The organism is Mycobacterium farcinogenes (assembly GCF_019739075.1).
GTDB classification, from domain to species: domain Bacteria; phylum Actinomycetota; class Actinomycetes; order Mycobacteriales; family Mycobacteriaceae; genus Mycobacterium; species Mycobacterium senegalense.
Window position 1 is genome coordinate 4,420,230 of record NZ_CP081673.1, and the last position, 16,317, is coordinate 4,436,546.

Annotated in this window: 16 protein-coding genes; 7 read left to right on the top strand and 9 right to left on the bottom strand. The window is 68.4% G+C overall.

The window, feature by feature from the left end; all coding sequences use genetic code 11:
• Position 1 precedes the first annotated feature (1 nt).
• From K6L26_RS21045 to K6L26_RS21055, 3 genes are all read right to left on the bottom strand, one after another.
• The gene (locus tag K6L26_RS21045; RefSeq protein WP_221851451.1) at positions 2–745 is read right to left on the bottom strand and encodes an SDR family oxidoreductase; all 744 of its coding nucleotides are present in this window, start codon (positions 743–745) and stop codon (positions 2–4) included.
• Positions 746–1,023: 278 nt separating this feature from the next.
• Positions 1,024–1,980: an electron transfer flavoprotein subunit alpha/FixB family protein gene (locus K6L26_RS21050; RefSeq protein WP_019347398.1), complete on the bottom strand. Its 957-nt coding sequence runs from the start codon at positions 1,978–1,980 to the stop codon at positions 1,024–1,026.
• 33 nt (positions 1,981–2,013) lie between these two features.
• Positions 2,014–2,805, bottom strand: coding sequence for an electron transfer flavoprotein subunit beta/FixA family protein (locus K6L26_RS21055; protein ID WP_019347397.1), 792 nt, complete (start codon positions 2,803–2,805; stop codon positions 2,014–2,016).
• Between the two features lie 229 nt (positions 2,806–3,034).
• On the opposite strand from K6L26_RS21055, the gene K6L26_RS21060 reads away from it, so the two are divergent.
• The 6 genes from K6L26_RS21060 (at position 3,035) to K6L26_RS21085 (ending at position 9,541) form a co-directional block, all read left to right on the top strand.
• The gene (locus tag K6L26_RS21060) at positions 3,035–3,808 is read left to right on the top strand and encodes a class I SAM-dependent methyltransferase (RefSeq protein WP_076212634.1); all 774 of its coding nucleotides are present in this window, start codon (positions 3,035–3,037) and stop codon (positions 3,806–3,808) included.
• The gene (locus K6L26_RS21065; RefSeq protein ID WP_221851453.1) at positions 3,805–5,352 is read left to right on the top strand and encodes a 1,4-alpha-glucan branching protein domain-containing protein; all 1,548 of its coding nucleotides are present in this window, start codon (positions 3,805–3,807) and stop codon (positions 5,350–5,352) included. Before K6L26_RS21060 ends, K6L26_RS21065 begins: the two co-directional genes overlap by 4 nt.
• A 91-nt stretch (positions 5,353–5,443) precedes the next feature.
• A complete protein-coding gene (locus K6L26_RS21070; RefSeq protein ID WP_019347394.1) occupies positions 5,444–6,685 on the top strand; it encodes a glycosyltransferase family 4 protein in 1,242 nt (413 codons plus the stop codon).
• 40 nt (positions 6,686–6,725) lie between these two features.
• Positions 6,726–8,168, top strand: coding sequence for an MFS transporter (locus K6L26_RS21075; protein WP_245008626.1), 1,443 nt, complete (start codon positions 6,726–6,728; stop codon positions 8,166–8,168).
• A complete protein-coding gene (locus K6L26_RS21080) occupies positions 8,114–8,872 on the top strand; it encodes an ArsR/SmtB family transcription factor (RefSeq protein ID WP_019348737.1) in 759 nt (252 codons plus the stop codon). The genes K6L26_RS21075 and K6L26_RS21080 overlap by 55 nt, the downstream gene beginning before the upstream one ends.
• A gap of 63 nt (positions 8,873–8,935) precedes the next feature.
• A complete protein-coding gene (locus K6L26_RS21085; RefSeq protein WP_051752521.1) occupies positions 8,936–9,541 on the top strand; it encodes a hypothetical protein in 606 nt (201 codons plus the stop codon).
• Between the two features lie 9 nt (positions 9,542–9,550).
• On the opposite strand, the gene K6L26_RS21090 is transcribed toward K6L26_RS21085, so the two are convergent.
• Positions 9,551–10,294: an acyltransferase gene (locus K6L26_RS21090; RefSeq protein ID WP_003881195.1), complete on the bottom strand. Its 744-nt coding sequence runs from the start codon at positions 10,292–10,294 to the stop codon at positions 9,551–9,553.
• A 165-nt stretch (positions 10,295–10,459) separates the two neighbouring features.
• Here K6L26_RS21090 and K6L26_RS21095 point away from each other — a divergent pair, with 165 nt between their 5' ends.
• Positions 10,460–11,743 carry an outer membrane protein assembly factor BamB family protein gene (locus K6L26_RS21095; RefSeq protein WP_019348740.1) on the top strand — a complete coding sequence of 428 codons (1,284 nt, stop codon included), beginning with the start codon at positions 10,460–10,462 and terminating at the stop codon, positions 11,741–11,743.
• Between the two features lie 7 nt (positions 11,744–11,750).
• Here the strand turns inward: K6L26_RS21095 and K6L26_RS21100 are convergent, their stop codons facing one another.
• The 5 genes from K6L26_RS21100 to K6L26_RS21120 all read right to left on the bottom strand — a co-directional run bounded on the left by K6L26_RS21100 (position 11,751) and on the right by K6L26_RS21120 (position 16,178).
• On the bottom strand, positions 11,751–12,440 hold the full coding sequence (locus K6L26_RS21100) for an esterase (protein ID WP_036388324.1): 690 nt from the start codon (positions 12,438–12,440) through the stop codon (positions 11,751–11,753).
• Positions 12,441–12,513: 73 nt separating this feature from the next.
• A complete protein-coding gene (locus K6L26_RS21105) occupies positions 12,514–13,689 on the bottom strand; it encodes a THUMP-like domain-containing protein (protein WP_221853447.1) in 1,176 nt (391 codons plus the stop codon).
• Positions 13,686–14,687: a class I SAM-dependent methyltransferase gene (locus K6L26_RS21110; protein WP_019346096.1), complete on the bottom strand. Its 1,002-nt coding sequence runs from the start codon at positions 14,685–14,687 to the stop codon at positions 13,686–13,688. Before K6L26_RS21110 ends, K6L26_RS21105 begins: the two co-directional genes overlap by 4 nt.
• A 34-nt stretch (positions 14,688–14,721) precedes the next feature.
• The gene (locus tag K6L26_RS21115; RefSeq protein WP_221851455.1) at positions 14,722–15,393 is read right to left on the bottom strand and encodes an enoyl-CoA hydratase; all 672 of its coding nucleotides are present in this window, start codon (positions 15,391–15,393) and stop codon (positions 14,722–14,724) included.
• Positions 15,390–16,178 (bottom strand): NUDIX hydrolase, encoded by a 789-nt coding sequence (locus K6L26_RS21120; RefSeq protein WP_221853448.1) that lies wholly within the window; start codon positions 16,176–16,178, stop codon positions 15,390–15,392. Before K6L26_RS21120 ends, K6L26_RS21115 begins: the two co-directional genes overlap by 4 nt.
• Positions 16,179–16,317 lie beyond the last annotated feature (139 nt).

Sequence of the window (16,317 nt, forward strand, 5' to 3'; positions counted from 1 at the left end):
GTCAGCGAGCCCCGGCCCGGGCGGCCCATGGGGTTTGGCCGAGGATTCCGTCGTCGCCGGTCACCAGGCTGTTGTCATCGACCGCGGTACCGAAATACGTCGCCTGCGGATCGACGACGACCGGCTTGTCGTCGCCTTGGGCAGCCAGCACCGCGCGTGCCATGTCGGCGAACGAGAACTTTTCGGGCCCACCGATGTTGACGATTCCGCCCAGCGGCGCGGCCTGTGCCACCTTGGCCACCTCGGCGGCTACGTCGTCGACCGAGATCAGCTGGATCCGGGCGTCGGGCACCCGCACCTCGTCGCCCACCACCAGCGACGCGGTGATGGCCTCGGCGAATTCCTGGAACTGGGTGGCGCGCACGATCGAGTACGGCAGGCCCGAGTCGGTGATGTTCTTCTCTTGGGCCACCTTGGCTCGCATGTAGCCGCTGTCGGGCAAACCATCGGCGCCCACGATCGAGAGTGCGACGTAGTGGCCCACCCCGGTCTCCTTCGCTGCGGCAGCCAGATTGTGCGAGGACTTGGTGAAGAAGTCCATCACCGGGCCGTCGTCGAACGAGGGAGAGTTGACGACGTCGACAAGGGCGTCGGCGCCGCTGAGCGCGTCCACCAGCCCCTCCCCGGTCAGGACATTCGCCCCCGACGACAGCGAAGCAGCCACCACGTCATGCCCGGCTTCGGTGAGCAACCGCACCACCCGCGAGCCGATCTGGCCACTGGCACCTATGACTGTGATTTTCATTGTGCGAATCCTTTTCTCGACGAGATGACAGGACCAACACTGGCACCGCGGGCCGTGATTCAAACCCTGGAAAGTCCGTAGTCGACATGGCCGTCCTGCCCGGTCGTCGGGCCGCACCGGCCGGCCTTGTCACGCTGGAGTGGCTCTCGAACCCGAGTGCCACTCCAGCGTGACACTCGGGCGCATGTCGTGGCCCGGTTTCGCCGCAACCGGCCCCAGATAGCACAGAACCCCGGCACACCAGGTGTACCGGGGTTCTGCGTTGACGCGTTGGGGATCTATCCCTTGCGGGCCTTGACCGCCTCGGTCAGCTGCGGGCTGACCTTGAACAGGTCACCGACGATGCCGAGGTCGGCGATCTCGAAGATCGGAGCTTCCTCGTCCTTGTTCACCGCGATGATCGTCTTGGAGGTCTGCATGCCGGCACGGTGCTGGATCGCGCCGGAGATGCCCAGGGCGATGTACAGCTGCGGCGACACGGTCTTACCGGTCTGGCCGACCTGGAACTGGCCCGGGTAGTAGCCCGAGTCGACCGCGGCACGGGAGGCACCCACGGCGCCACCGAGCGAGTCGGCCAGCTCCTCGACCACCGAGAAGCTCTCGGCACTGCCGACGCCACGACCACCGGCGACCACGACGCTGGCCTCGGTGAGCTCGGGGCGGTCACCGGCAACGGCGGGCTCGCGCTTGGTGATCTTGGTCGCGTTCTCGGCCTGGGCCGGGACCTCGACGTTGACGACCTCGCCGGCACCGTCGGCCGGGGCGGCCTCGACCGAACCCGGACGCACGGTGATCACCGGGGTGTCGCTGGTGACCTGGGCCTCGACGGTGAACGCGCCACCGAAGATGCTGTGGACGCCTACCGCACCTTCGCGGACCTCGACCACGTCGACCAGCAGGCCCGAGCCGATGCGCGCGGCCAGGCGGGCGGCGATTTCCTTGCCGTCCGCGGTGGCGGCCAGGACGACTCCGGCGGGGGCGGCCGACTCGGCCAGCGCGGCCAGCACGTCGACGACGGGGGTGAGCAGGTAGTTCTCCGCGTCGTCGGACTCGGCGACGTAGATCTTGGCCGCACCGGCGGCCTTGAGGCCGTCGACCAGACCGGCGGAGGTGCCCGGCTTGCCCACCACAACTGCGGAGGGCTCACCCAGGGCACGGGCGGCGGTGATCAGCTCGGCGCTGACCTTCTTCAATGCGCCTTCGGAGTGCTCAACGAGCACAAGTACTTCAGCCATGAGTTCTCGTTACGTCTTTCAGAAGTGGGTGGGCTAGATCAGCTTTTGGGCAACCAGGTACTCGGCGATCTTCGTGCCGCCGTCGCCTTCGTCGGTCACCTTCTCACCGGCGGTCTTCGGCGGCTTCGGGGTCGAAGACAGCACCTTGGAACCGGCATTGGCAACGCCGACCTCATCGGCTTCCACACCGATCTCGGCGAGGGTGAGCACGGTGACTTCCTTCTTCTTGGCGGCCATGATGCCCTTGAAGGAGGGGAAGCGAGGCTCGTTGATCTTCTCGTTGACGCTGACCACGGCCGGGAGCGTTGCCTCCAGGGTGAACACACCCTCGTCGGTCTCACGCTCGGCGGTGACCTTGCCGCCCTCGACGTTCAGCTTGCGCACATGGGTGAGCTGCGGCAGGCCCAGGTACTCGGCGATGACGGCCGGAACCGCGCCGCCGACGCCGTCGGTGGCCTCGTTACCGGCGATGACCAGCTCGGTGCCCTCGATGGTGCCCAGCGCGCGGGCCAGCGCCCAACCGGTCTGGATCACGTCGGAGCCGTGCATGCCGTCATCCTTGAGGTGTACGGCCTTGTCGGCACCCATGGACAGCGCCTTGCGGATCGCCTCGGTGGCGCGCTCCGGGCCGGCGGTCAGCACGGTGACGGTGCTGTCGCCGCCCTCACGCTCCTTGATCAACAGCGCCTCTTCCACGGCGCGCTCGTTGATCTCGTCGAGCACGGCGTCGGCAGCCTCGCGGTCGAGGGTGAAATCGCCGTCGGACAGCTTGCGCTCCGACCAAGTGTCTGGGACCTGTTTGATCAGGACCACGATGTTCGTCATGACTCTGGTTCGTCCTCCTCGATGAGACCGGTGGCCCGGGCTCATATCACGTTCTAGGCAACTAGCATCATGTTACCGGTCGGTAACTTTTGATGGTTCGCAGGAACACCATAGCTGGTCGGAGTTTGTATTCCGGCCTCCCCTACCACACCCCTGAGGTGAGGGAGCCGTTGCTTGATTGACTACCGACACCTTCAACCTGGGCAAGCCTGGGTTAGCCTGCCTTCCAATGAGCGCATTCGTTGGCGACCCGGATCACGCCCTACCCCTGACCGGCGAGCGGACCATCCCCGGACTGGCCGAGGAAAACTACTGGTTCCGCCGCCATGAGGTGGTGTATCAGCGGTTGGCCGGCCGGTGCGCCGATCGCGAGGTCCTGGAGGCCGGGTGCGGTGAGGGCTACGGCGCCGACCTGATCGCCGATGTAGCTCGGCGGGTGATCGCCCTGGACTATGACGAGGCCACCGTCGCGCACGTGCGGGCCCGCTACCCGCGGGTGGAGATTCGGCACGGCAACCTGGCCGAGCTGCCTCTGCCCGACGAGTCGGTCGACGTCGTGGTGAACTTCCAGGTCATCGAGCACCTGTGGGATCAGGCTCAGTTCGTGTCCGAGTGCTTCCGGGTACTGCGGCCGGGCGGCGTGTTCCTGGTCTCGACCCCGAACCGGATCACCTTCTCCCCCGGTCGCGACACCCCGCTCAACCCCTTCCATACCCGCGAGCTCAACGCCGCGGAGCTCACCGAGTTGTTGCACGACGCCGGATTTACCGTCGAATCGATGCTCGGGGTGTTTCACGGTGCCGGGCTCGCCGAGCTCGACGCCCGGCACGGGGGCTCGATCATCGAAGCGCAGGTGCAGCGCGCCGTCGCCGAGGCACCGTGGCCCGAACAGCTGCTCGCCGACGTGGCTGCGGTCAGCATCGACGACTTCGATCTGACCTCCGCCGACGACCGCAACATTGACGACAGCCTCGATCTCGTCGCGATCGCGGTGCGGCCGTGACCCCGAACTCCGAGCCCGAACCGGTACCCGGTTTATTCACCCTCGTCCTACACACCCACTTGCCGTGGCTGGCCCATCACGGTCGCTGGCCGGTCGGCGAGGAGTGGCTCTACCAGTCCTGGGCGGCGGCCTATCTGCCGTTGATGCGGGTGCTGCGCGGCCTGGCCGCCGAGGACCGCAGCCACCTCATCACCCTCGGGATGACGCCGGTGGTCACCGCACAGCTCGATGACCCCTACTGCCTGACCGGCATGCACCACTGGCTGGCCAACTGGCAGCTGCGGGCCCAGGAGGCCACGACGCTGCGCGAGCCGAAAGGCCTGCAGCAGTTCGGGATTCGCGAATACGCCGAGGCCGGGACCGCGATCGAGGAGTTCACCACCCATTGGCGTCACGGCGCCAGCGGCCTGCTGCGTCAATTGATCGACGCCGAGACCATCGAACTGCTCGGCGGCCCGCTGTCGCATCCGTTCCAGCCCCTGCTGAACCCGCGGTTGCGCGAGTTCGCCTTGCGCGAGGGCCTGGCCGATGCGCAGCAGCGGTTCGCACACACACCCGTGGGCATCTGGGCACCCGAATGCGCGTACGCGCCCGGGATGGAAACAGGTTATGCCGCGGCCGGTGTCGGGCATTTCATGGTGGACGGCCCGTCGCTGCACGGCGACACCGCGCTCGGCCGGCCGGTCGGGGAATCCGATGTGGTGGCGTTCGGGCGGGATTTGCAGGTCAGCTATCGCGTGTGGTCGCCAAAGTCCGGCTATCCCGGCCATGCCGCATACCGGGATTTCCACACCTATGACCACACCACGGGCCTCAAGCCGGCCCGGGTCACCGGCCGCAACGTCCCGTCTGAGGAGAAGGCGCCCTACGATCCGCAGCGCGCGGACCGGGCGACCGACGAGCATGTCGCCGACTTCGTCGAGGTGGTCCGCCGCCGGCTGATCAGCGAGAGCGAGCGGATCGGCCGCCCGGCCCACGTGGTGGCGGCATTCGACACCGAGTTGTTCGGACACTGGTGGTACGAGGGTCCCGAGTGGCTGGGCCGGGTGCTGCGCGCCCTGCCGGCGGCCGGCGTGCGGGTAGGCACCCTGGCCGACGCCAGGGCCGACGGATTCGTCGGCGCCCCGGTCGAATTGCCGCCCAGCTCATGGGGTTCGGGCAAGGACTGGCAGGTCTGGAACGGCGAGAAGGTGGCCGATCTGGTGCAGCTCAACAGCGAGGTGGTCGACGGCGCGCTGAGCACGGTGGACAAGGCGCTCGCCCAGCATGCCGCGGTGGGCACACCGACCCCGCGCGACCGGGTGGCCGATCAGATCCTGCGGGAGACGCTGTTGACCGTCTCCAGTGACTGGCCTTTCATGGTGAGCAAGGACTCGGCCGCCGACTACGCGCGCTACCGGGCCCACCTGCACGCCCACGCCACCCGCGAGATCTCCGACGCGCTGGCCGCGGGCCGGCGCGATCACGCCGAACGGCTCGCCGACGGCTGGAACAAGGCCGACGGACTGTTCGGTGCCCTCGACGCCCGGCGTCTGCCAAAATGACCACCAGCGCGAGCGTGCGCGTCTGCCGCTCGACACGCCGCCAGAACTCAGCTTTGTCCGCACACTCGCACCGGCATGAAGGCACGCAGTCATGAAGATCCTGATGGTGTCATGGGAGTACCCGCCCGTCGTCGTCGGCGGACTGGGCCGACACGTACACCACCTGGCCACCGCGCTGGCCGCAGCCGGCCACGAGATCGTGGTCCTCAGCCGTCGCCCCACCGATACCGACCCGAGCACCCACCCCTCGACCGACGAGGTCAGCGAAGGCGTGCGGGTCGTGGCCGCAGCGCAAGACCCTCACGAGTTCGTGTTCGGCACCGACATGATGGCCTGGACGCTGGCCATGGGGCATGCCATGGTGCGCACCGGCCTTGCCATCAAAGACAATTCAGGTGACCGCTGGGTGCCCGACCTGGTCCACGCCCACGACTGGCTGGTGGCCCACCCGTCCATCGCCTTGGCCGAATACTTCGACGTACCACTGGTTTCCACCATCCACGCCACCGAGGCAGGGCGACATTCCGGTTGGGTTTCCGGTCCGATCAGCCGCCAGGTACACGCGGTCGAGTCGTGGCTGGTGCGCGAATCCGATTCGCTGATCACGTGTTCGACATCGATGAGCGACGAGATCACCCAGCTGTTCGGTCCCGACCTGTCCGAGATCAGGGTGATCCGCAACGGCATCGACGCCGATCTCTGGCCCTTCGCCCCACGCCGTCCCCGCCAGGGCCCGCCGGAACTGCTCTACCTCGGTCGCCTGGAATACGAAAAAGGCGTGCACGACGCGATCGCGGCGCTGCCCCGGATCCGACGCGCCCACCCCGGCACCACACTGACCATCGCCGGCGACGGCACCCAGCACCAGTGGCTCATCGAGCAGGCCCGAAAGCACAAGGTGCTCAAGGCAACCCGATTCGTCGGACGGCTCGGCCACGAGGAGTTGCTGGCCGCGCTGCAGTCCGCCGACGCCGCGGTGCTGCCCAGCCACTACGAGCCGTTCGGCATCGTGGCGCTGGAGGCGGCGGCCACGGGAACTCCACTGGTGACGTCGAATGTGGGAGGTTTGGGCGAGGCCGTGATCGACGGCCAGACCGGGATGTCCTTCGCGCCACGTGATGTGGCGGGGCTGGCTGCCGCCGTCCGTGCCGTGCTCGACGACCCTGAGGCGGCTCAGCGCCGGGCGATCGCGGCCCGCGAGCGGCTCAGCGCCGACTTCGACTGGCACACCGTGGCGGCCGAGACCAGTCAGGTGTATCTGGCCGCCAAACGTGCCGAACGAGAACCACACCCGCGCCGGCCGATCATCGAGCACGCCCTGCCCGACCGCTGATTCGACCGGCATCGAATCAATCCGCACCTAGCGTGCGGATATGGCTTCCCAACGGTCCCCCTTCGTCACCCTGATCGCCGCCTACCTCGGGCTTTTCGTCGGCCTCGTCGACGCGAACGCCGTCAACCTGGCGCTGCCCGCGATAGGCGAAGATCTCGGTGGCGGGATGACCGGTGCGCAATGGACGATCGACGCCTACAACGTCACGTTCGCGGCGCTGCTGCTCACCGCGGGGTCCCTTGGCGACCGGTTCAGCCGGCGGCGGATGCTGCGGATCGGATTGGCAACCTTCGTCGCGGCGTCGATCGCCTGCGCACTGGCGCCGTCGTTGCCGTTGTTGCTGGTGTCGCGGGCGGTGCAGGGTGTCGGCGCGGCGATGATGCTGCCGCAGGGGCTGGCCATCGCCGCGGCGGTTCATCCGGACCCGCGTGGACGGGCCCGGGCCACCGCGGGGTGGGCGATGGCCGCGGCGAGCAGCACCGCGCTGGGCCCCGTGCTCGGCGGGGTGCTGGCCGAGAGCATCGGCTGGCGCTGGATCTTCTGGGTCAACGTGCCGATCGGCCTGCTCGCACTGGTCCTGAGCGTCTCGCATCTGCCCGATTCGCGCGATCCGGATGCCGCCCGCGTCGATCTGCCGGGTCAATGCCTGGCGATTGCGGCGCTCGGCGCCGTCACGCTCGTGCTGGTCGAGGGGCATGACTGGCACTGGCGACAAACGGCCGCGATCGGCGCGATCGCCGCGGCCCTGCTCGCCGCATTCCTGACCGCCCAGCACCGCAGCCCGCACCCGATGCTGCCGCCGGACCTCTTCGGCAGCCGCCGCCTGGTGGGTGCGCTGCTGGCCACCTTCGCGATGACGTTCGGCATCTATGGCCTGCTGCTGGTGAACAGCTTTGCCTTCCAACAACTCCGGGGCTCCGGCGCATTGGCCACCGCCGTGTGGTTCCTGCCGATGGCCGTCACCTACCTGCTGTTGATCCCCGCCGCGAACCTGATCGCCCGCCGCACCGGACCGCGGCTGCCGATGACCGCGGGACTGGCGATGATGGCGGCGGGATCGCTGCTCTATGCCGGCGCCGGGCCGCTGGCCGACGTCGGCTGGCTGGAGCTGTCGTTCGTGCTCGCCGGCACCGGGCTGGCCCTGACCACCGGTCCGGCGGTGACGCTGGCGATGGAAACGATCTCGCCGGGGCGAACCGGGCTGGCCGCGGGAGTGGTGAATCTGGCCCGGCTGCTGGGTATCACTGTCGGAGTCGCGGTGTTGGGTAGCGCCATGACGGTTGTCGGCGGCGCGGACGGAGTGCGGACCGCGCTGGTGGCGGGAGCGGGTTGCCAGTTGGTGGGTGCCGCTGTCGCCCCTGTGGCTGACGCAGCCGGCATCGGCCCCGGTGTGCCGTCGCGACCATATCGCCGGGAAGGAGTCATGTCATGCGTGAAGCACAGGAACTGGCGTCGGCGACCGAGGTGGACATCGCTGCGGTAGCCGCTCTGCTGGCAGATCCGGCACGCTGTAAGGTCCTGCTGGCCCTCGACGACGGCCGCGCCCTGCCGGCCAGTGTGCTGGCCGAGGAAGCCGGCGTCAGCCGCCCCACGACAAGCAGCCACCTGGCCAAGCTGACCGAGGCCGGCCTGCTCACGGTCCGCACGCAGGGCCGGCACCGCTACTACCGGCTGGCCGGGCCCGAAGTGGGTGCGCTGATCGAACAACTCGGCCGGCTGGCACCGGTCAGGCCGGTCACCTCGCTGCGCGAGGGCACCCGGGCCGCACGGCTGCGCTCCGCCCGGACCTGCTACGACCACATCGCCGGCCGGCTCGGTGTCGCGCTCATGGGCAGCCTGCTCGAGCAGGGCGTCCTCGCCGGCGGCGACGGCTGGTTTCACCCCGGAGGTAGTGACCGGCTCAGCAGCCCGGGCCACGACGTGGCCTATCAGCTGACCGACGGGGGCCGGGCCCGGCTTCAGCAGCTGGGAGTCGAATTGCCCACCGGCCCAAGGCCTCTGGTGCGCTACTGCGTCGACTGGACCGAGCAGCGGCACCACGTCGCCGGCGGGTTGGGCCGGGCGATCCTCGACCGTTTCCTGGCGGCCGAATGGTTGCGCCGCACGCCGCGGCATCGTGCCCTCACGGTGACCAGATCCGGGCGAACCGCACTGGCCGACCGCTTCGGTATCGACTGGGCCGGTTGACGGGCGCGTTCGAGAATCGCCGATTCGCTTTCCCTGGCGGTGGCCACCAAGCACAATCGACTCGTGGTCCAGCTCCGCAGACATCTAGGCACGGTCTGCGCCGCAATCGCCGGCGCAGCGCTCGCACTCGGCCTGGCGGCACCGTCGGCCGCCGAACCCACCGGCGCCGCGCCCACGCTGCCCGCTTTCGTGCCGCACCCGTCCGACTGGTCGCCGAACTACACGGTGTTCCCCTACAACCTGTGGCAGGTGCGGGTCACGCCCGAGCAGATCGACGCGCAGCGCGAGTCCTGCCAGTGGTTCAACGCGCAGTACGCCACGTTGATGAGCCAGATCGTGGGCTTCCAGCATTTCCTGGGCGACCAGCATGACTATTGGACCGCGCCCGGCGTACAGGCCGCCGGCGACGCCGTGCGGGCCAACGTCGATCAGTCGGCGGCGTTCCTCGATCCCCGCGCCCACACCCTGTACATCACGAATTACCCGGATCAGAGCCAGTATTCACCGCTGTACAACGGCGACTCGATCTATCACCTGTGGTACCAGCTGACCCAGATCAGCGACAAGATCGCCAAGCAGCAGCCGGCGGGGGTCATCAACGCGAACATCGCCACCGCCAACGTCTACGGGAACACGATCCGCGACTCCGGGGTGTGTAACGGGGCCTGAGCGGCCCTCTCAGTTGCTGTTCGCCGCCTTCTTACGCTCGATGTCGGCCAGCGCCGCGGCGAGTTCGGCGCGTTCGGCTGCCGAAGTCTCCCAATCCAGCTTGCGGTTCTTGACCACCTTGGCCGGTGCCCCGACGGCAATCGAGAAATCGGGGATCTCGCCCTTGACCACGGCGTGGGCCCCGAGCACACAGCCCCGGCCGATCGAGGTGTTGCGCAGGATGGTGACCTTGGCGGCGATCCAGGTGTCCGGGCCGATGCGGACCGGGCCCTTGATGATGCCCTGGTCCTTGATGGGCATTTCGATGTTGTCCATCTTGTGGTCGAAGTCGCACACGTAGCACCAGTCGGCCATCAGCGCGGAGTCGCCGAGCTCGATGTCGAGGTAGGTGTTGATCACGTTGTCGCGTCCCAGCACCACCTTGTCGCCGATGCGCAGCGACCCCTCGTGGCACCGGATGGTGTTCTTGTCACCGATGTGCACCCAGCGGCCGATCTCCATCTGCGCCAGTTCCGGGGTGCACTGGATCTCCACACCCTTGCCGAGGAAGACCATGCCGCGGGTGATGATGTGCGGGTTGGCCAGCTTGAACTTCAGCAGCCGCCAGTACCGCACCAGGTACCACGGGGTGTAGGCGCGATTGTCGATGACCCATTTCAGCGACGCCTTGGTCAAGAAATCGGCCTGGCGCGGATCACGCAGCCGGGAGCCACGCCAGCGCTTGTGAATCGGAGCGCCCCACATCGTCGTCATGGCCGGACAGCCTACGCGAGGGCGTTCGACGGGTATTCGGGTCGCTGCGCTCCCGTATGCCGCACCCGTCGCGGGTCACAGTGCGCCGGTCTCCCAGCCGGAACGGTTACCCTCACCTGGGTCACAAATACGAGCGCCCCGCGTGTTCGGCGACGAAAGGACATCGTGTTCCGGCGATACCTTGCACTGGCGGTCGCGGTGCTGTTCACAGGCCTGCTCGCCGGTTGCGAGAACACCGATTCCTGGGTGGATGCGCACGCCGCACAAGGCTGGTCGGCGCAGTACGGAGACGCTGCCAACAGCAGCTATATCCGGACCCACGGCCCCGAGGCGCTGCGCCTGGAGTGGAGCCGGTCGGTCAAGGGTGAACTGGGCGCCCAGGTGGCGTTGAGCGCGGACAACCGCCTGGCGGTCAACGCGCAGACTGCCGGTGGCTGTTCGCTGATGGTGTGGGAGGCCGACAACAACGCCCGCCAGCGCTGGTGCACGCGACTGGTGCTGGGCGGCGGCTGGTCCAGTCCCCTGTTCGACGGGTTCGACAACGTCTACATCGGGCAGCCCGGCACCATCCTGTCCTTTCCGCCCACCCAGTGGATCCGTTGGCGCCAGCCGGTGATCGGCATGCCGACCACACCCCGGATCCTCGAGGACGGCCAGCTGCTGGTGGTGACTCACCTCGGCCAAGTGCTGGTGTTCGACGGGCACCGCGGCACGGTCGACGGAACTCCGCTGGATCTAGTCGCCGGCGTCGACCCGACCGATTCGCAGCGGGGTCTCGCCGACTGTCAGCCGGCCCGGTCGCGCTGCCCCGTGGCGGCGGCCCCCGCGTTCTCGCATCAGGCGCGCATCGTCGTGCTCAGTGTGTGGCAGCCCGGGGCCGAGGCACCGGTGCTGATGGGCTTGCGCTACCACCCCGGCGAGCAGACACCGCTGACGCAGGAATGGACCAGTAACGCCGTGGACCGGGGGCCACTGGCCAGCCCGGTGTTGTCCGCCGACGGGTCGACGGTGTACGTCAACGGTCGCGACCAGAAGCTGTGGGCACTCAACTCCGCGGACGGGACACCCAAGTGGTCGGTGCCGCTGAACTATCTGGCTCAGACGCCGCCCTCGGTGTCACCGGACGGACTGATCGTGGCCGGCGGCGGGCCGGAGGCCAAACTGACGGCGGTGCGAGACGCCGGAGACCACGGTGAGGTGGCCTGGACCCGTGACGATGTGGTTCCGCTGACCACGTCGAGCCGGGCCGGCGGTGTCGGCTACACGGTGGCCCGCGAGGGCGGGCACGGCCAGGCGCTGGTGGTGTTCGACACGGGCGACGGGCACACCCTCAACAGTTATCCCGTTCCGGAGGCCACCGGCTGGCCGGTCGGGGTGTCGATCGGTCATGACCATCGGATCGTCACCGCGACCAGCGACGGTCAGGTGTACGGGTTCGCGCCGGCTTGATCCCGGTTCAGGCCAGTAGGGCCGCCACGGCGGACCGGGGAACGTTGGCCTGGCTGGCTCCGGCGGCCTCCGGCAGCAGTTCACCCTGCCCGAAGAAGAAGATCACCGAGTCGTCGGTGATCGCGAAATTCTGGTAGTGCGCGGGGTCGAGGCCGACGGTGGGCGGGATGGCCTGCTCGACGCCCGACTGTTTCTGCAGTTCGCGTTGCACGATCGGGAAGATCACGTCCAGGGGCCTGGTGCCCGGTTTGAACAAGGTGTCGAACGTGATCGGGGCTCGCGTGGCCACGTTGTAGTTGAACGTCTTGTACCAGGTCTGCGGATGGGCACCGCCCACGTTCTGATAGACCTCGAACACCAGGCTCTGGGTGCGCGCCGGCACCCCGGAGGTGTAGCCGGTGCCCTTGGCGTCCAGAACGTAGGGCTGATCGCGTGAGCCCGGCATTCCCGAGACGTTGACGAACCCGTCGCGGGTCTGGATCAGGTAACCGGCGACCGCCTGTTGGTCGGGAAAGTCGACCGGGAACGTGTAATCGAGGGTGTAGGAGGCGTTGGCGGTGTGTACCTGACAGACCTGGTCACCGTCGACGGTGCCGCCGAGGTCGGCGCAGGCCGACTGCGCAGCCGCCACCGGCATGCCGAGCCAGCCGAGCAGCGCACCGGCTGCCAGCATCGCTGTCACAGGGGAAATTCGCATCGTCAGTCGTCCTCGCAGGCGATCAACTCACACCGGTGCTCCACCGGCGCGTTTCGTTCAGGGTACGTGGCCGTTATCGCGAAGGGCGACAAATGAATGCCCACGCCCGGCTGGCCGGCCCGGAACCCAACCGGGCGATCACGACCGCAAGGTGCTCGGTGCCGCGCAGCCGCATCCGCGTCCGCAACGCATCCGGGTCCACATCGACACCACGAACCAGGATCTCCAGCGCCCCCACCGACCGCGCCGTCAGCGCGGCCCGCAACCGCCGCTCCTGGAATTGCAGCTGTTCGAGGACCTCGAAACCGCGCACCCCGGCGGGCAACTGGTCACCGGAGAGATAGGCGATATCGGGGTCGAGCTGCCACAGCCCGTGTCGCGCGGCGTAGTGCCGCACCAGCCCGGCGCGCACCACCGCACCGTCAGGGTCGACGATCCAACGCCCGGCCTCGGCGACCGGGCAGTCGTCGGGTTCGGCGTCGGTGATCTGTTCGCCGGTTTCGAGCATGCTGGCCCGGCGGCGGATACCGGGTTCGGTCAGGCCCGGTGACCACAGGCAGGCTTCTCGCACACTGCCGCCGAGAGACGTCACCTCGATCTCGCCGGCGAACCCCATCTCGGTGAGCGCGTCGAAATCGATTCCCGGAGCGCACTTCACCACCAGGTCCCGGCCGCGGTAGACGTCCAACACCGCGTCGAGCGCCGGGGTGTAGGCCCGGGGGTCGAAGCGGCGCCGCCCACCGGTGCGGCGGGCCGGGTCGATGATCACCACCGTGTCGCGGGTGACGGGTGCCAGCGCGTCGGCCCGGCAGAGGTCCACCCCCTCGGCATTGTTGGCCGCCATCGCCAACCGCACCGGGTCGAGGTCGCTGCCGAGCACCTGCGCCGCGCAACCACGCAGTGCCACAAGCTCACTGCCGATCGAACAGGTCGCGTCGTGCACTCGCGAACCGGCCAGCCTGCGGGCGCGATGGGCCGCCACCGGCGCGGCGGTGGCCTGTTGCAGCGCCTCGTCGGTGAACAGCCAGCGCCCCGGCTCGTCGAACTTGGCCGCGGCCCGACGCCTCAGCGCTACGGTCTCCACCAGAATTCCGGCGTGATCGCCGAATCGTTTTCGGACAGCGGCGATGTCGCTGACCAGACCGGCCCCGGTGAGGCGACGCTCGGCCACCTCCGCCAGGGCCTGCTCCCCCGCCGCCGACCGCAGATACGCGACGTGTGAGAGGTCGAACGCTACTCCGCCGCTCAGGAGGGCTTAACTCCCGTGACCATCACGTTGTAGAACCAGCCCTTGGGCACCACACGGCGCCAGACATTGGAGTCGACCCAGCTCAGCGTGGTCCAGCTGTTGAACGCGAACTTGGCCCAGCCCCAGCCCAGACGCCCGGGAGGCACCGCGGCCTCGAAGGTGCGTACCGGCCAGCCGAGCATCGCCGCGGTGAATTCCTCACTGGCGGTGCGCACTTCGACCGCACCGGCATTGGTCGCCATGCGCTCCAGATCGGCGGGGTCGAAGGTGTGCAGGTCGACGACGGCTTCCAGCGCCGCGGCGCGCGAGGATTCGTCGAGTTCGGCCTGGGGCCGCCGCCAGCCGCTCAGCCAGGGCAGCTTCGTCAGGTTGGTGGTGGCGTGCCAGGTCAGGGTGGACAGTTCGCGGGCGTACTTGTTGCCGACTGTGGTGGGCTCCCCGGCGAACACGAAACGGCCGCCGGGCTTGAGCACGCGGACCACTTCGCGCAGGGACAGCTCGACATCGGGGATGTGGTGCAGCACCGCGTGACCGACGACGAGGTCGAAGGTGTTGTCCTCGTAGGGAATGCCTTCGGCGTCGGCGACCTTGCCGTCGATGTCGAGGCCGAGTGACTGACCGTTGCGGGTTGCCACCTTGACCATGCCCGGGGACAGGTCGGTTACCGAACCGCGCCGCGCCACCCCGGACTGGACCAGGTTGAGCAGGAAGAAGCCGGTACCGCAGCCCAGCTCGAGGGCACGGTCGTACGGCAGCTCGCGCTGCTCGGATTCGGGGACGATCGCGTCGAACCGTCCGCGGGCGTAGTCGATGCACCGCTGGTCGTAGGAGATCGACCACTTCTCGTCGTAGGTCTCGGCTTCCCAGTCGTGGTACAGCACCTGCGCCAGCTTGCTGTCATGCATCGCGGCTTCGACCTGCTCGGCCGTGGCGTGCGGGTTAGGAGTCGGCATACCGGCAATATCGGCGTCGGTGCCGGAATCCTTGATGTCAGTCATGCAGGGCAGCCTAACGGCCCGGGTGGGGCGAGCGTCAGGGCCGGTCCACCAGTTTGTCGACGGCGGCCTTCGCTGCGGCCAGAACGTCCACGGGGTGTTCGATGAACCTTTGTGCCCACGCCAATGCCTCGTCGTAGACGTGATCGGGTGCCACCATCTGGTCGATCAGGCCGAGTTCCAGAGCTTCCTCTGCGCCGACGAAGCGGCCGCTGAACACCAGTTCCTTGGCCTTGCTGGCGCCGATGACCTCGGCCAGCCGCGCACCGCCACCGGCGCGGGGCGCCAGCCCGGCCAAGATCTCGGTCGCCCCGAACTTCACGTTGTCACCGCTGATCCGCCAATCGGTGGCCATCGCCAAGCTCAGCCCGGTGCCCAGCGCGTAGCCGGTGATCGCGGCCACGGTGGGCTTGGGGATGGCGGCCACGGCCTCGATGCACTGTCGCAGTGCCGCATCCGCGGCAGCGGCTTCGCCGGCGTTCAGTGTGCGCAGTTCGGGAACGTCATCACCGGCGCAGAAGATCTCGTGGCCGCCGAACAGGATCACCGCAGAGATATCGGTGCGCTCCCCCAGGTCGCGGGCGGCGGCGATGATCTCGCGGTACATCTGCCGGGTCAGGGCGTTGGTCGGTGGACGCGACAGCATCAGGGTGCCGACCCGGTCCTGCTCCGGCGTCACCCCGGTGATCGCACGGACGAACTCGTTCACTGTGCGGCTTCCCGGCCCCGGCACAAGGGCGCCCGCTGGTTCCGGGCTGCGTTGTAGCGGCCGCTGTCGAAGAACTCGATCTGCCAGCTGCCCTCACCGAGCGACAGGTTCGGTTCGATCGGGACGATCTTGCGCTCGCTGGCCAGTACGTCGGCGACCGAGCGGCCGGCGAGGCTGTTGAGCTGGGTCCAGGTCGGCGGCAACAGGAACGAGTTTCCCTGCTCGAAGTCCTCGAGCCCGGCCTGCGGCGTGCTCCAGAACGCGCGGTCGGTTTCGGTGTTCTCACCGTCGGCCCGCTGCCCCTCGGGCAGTGCGCCGACGAAGAAGAAGGTGTCGTAGCGGCGGGTTCGTTCTTCTTTCGGGGTGATCCAGTTGTCCCACGGCCGCAGCAGGTCGGCGCGCAACACGAGTTTCTCGTCGCGCAGGAAGTCCGCGAAGGACAGCGAGTGGTTGGCCAGCGCGGCACGCGCGTCGCCGTAGACCGATGCGTCGGAAATGATGCCCGGAGCCCCCGATCCACCGGCGGGTCCGGCGAACAGGACCCCGGACTCCTCGAAGGTCTCGCGGGCCGCCGCGCACACCAGTGCCTCGGCCAGTCCGGTGTCGACGCCGAGACGCTCGGCCCACCAGTCCGGTTTCGGCCCGAACCAGGAGATGTCGGCAAAGCGATCGCGGTCGTCGACGCCGCCACCGGGAAATACCATCACCCCGGCCACGAACTCCATGGCCGCGTGCCTGCGCATCATGAAGACTTCGATGGATTCGGCGGCGTCCCTGACCAGCATCACCGTGGCCGCCGGACGCGGCACCAGTGGGTCGGTGCCGGTCGGCTCCTCGGGCAAGCCCTCGTCGGTGCCGGTCGGCTCCTCGGGCAAGCCCTCGTCGGTGCCGGTCGGCTCCTCGGGCAAGCCCTCGTCGGCCGTT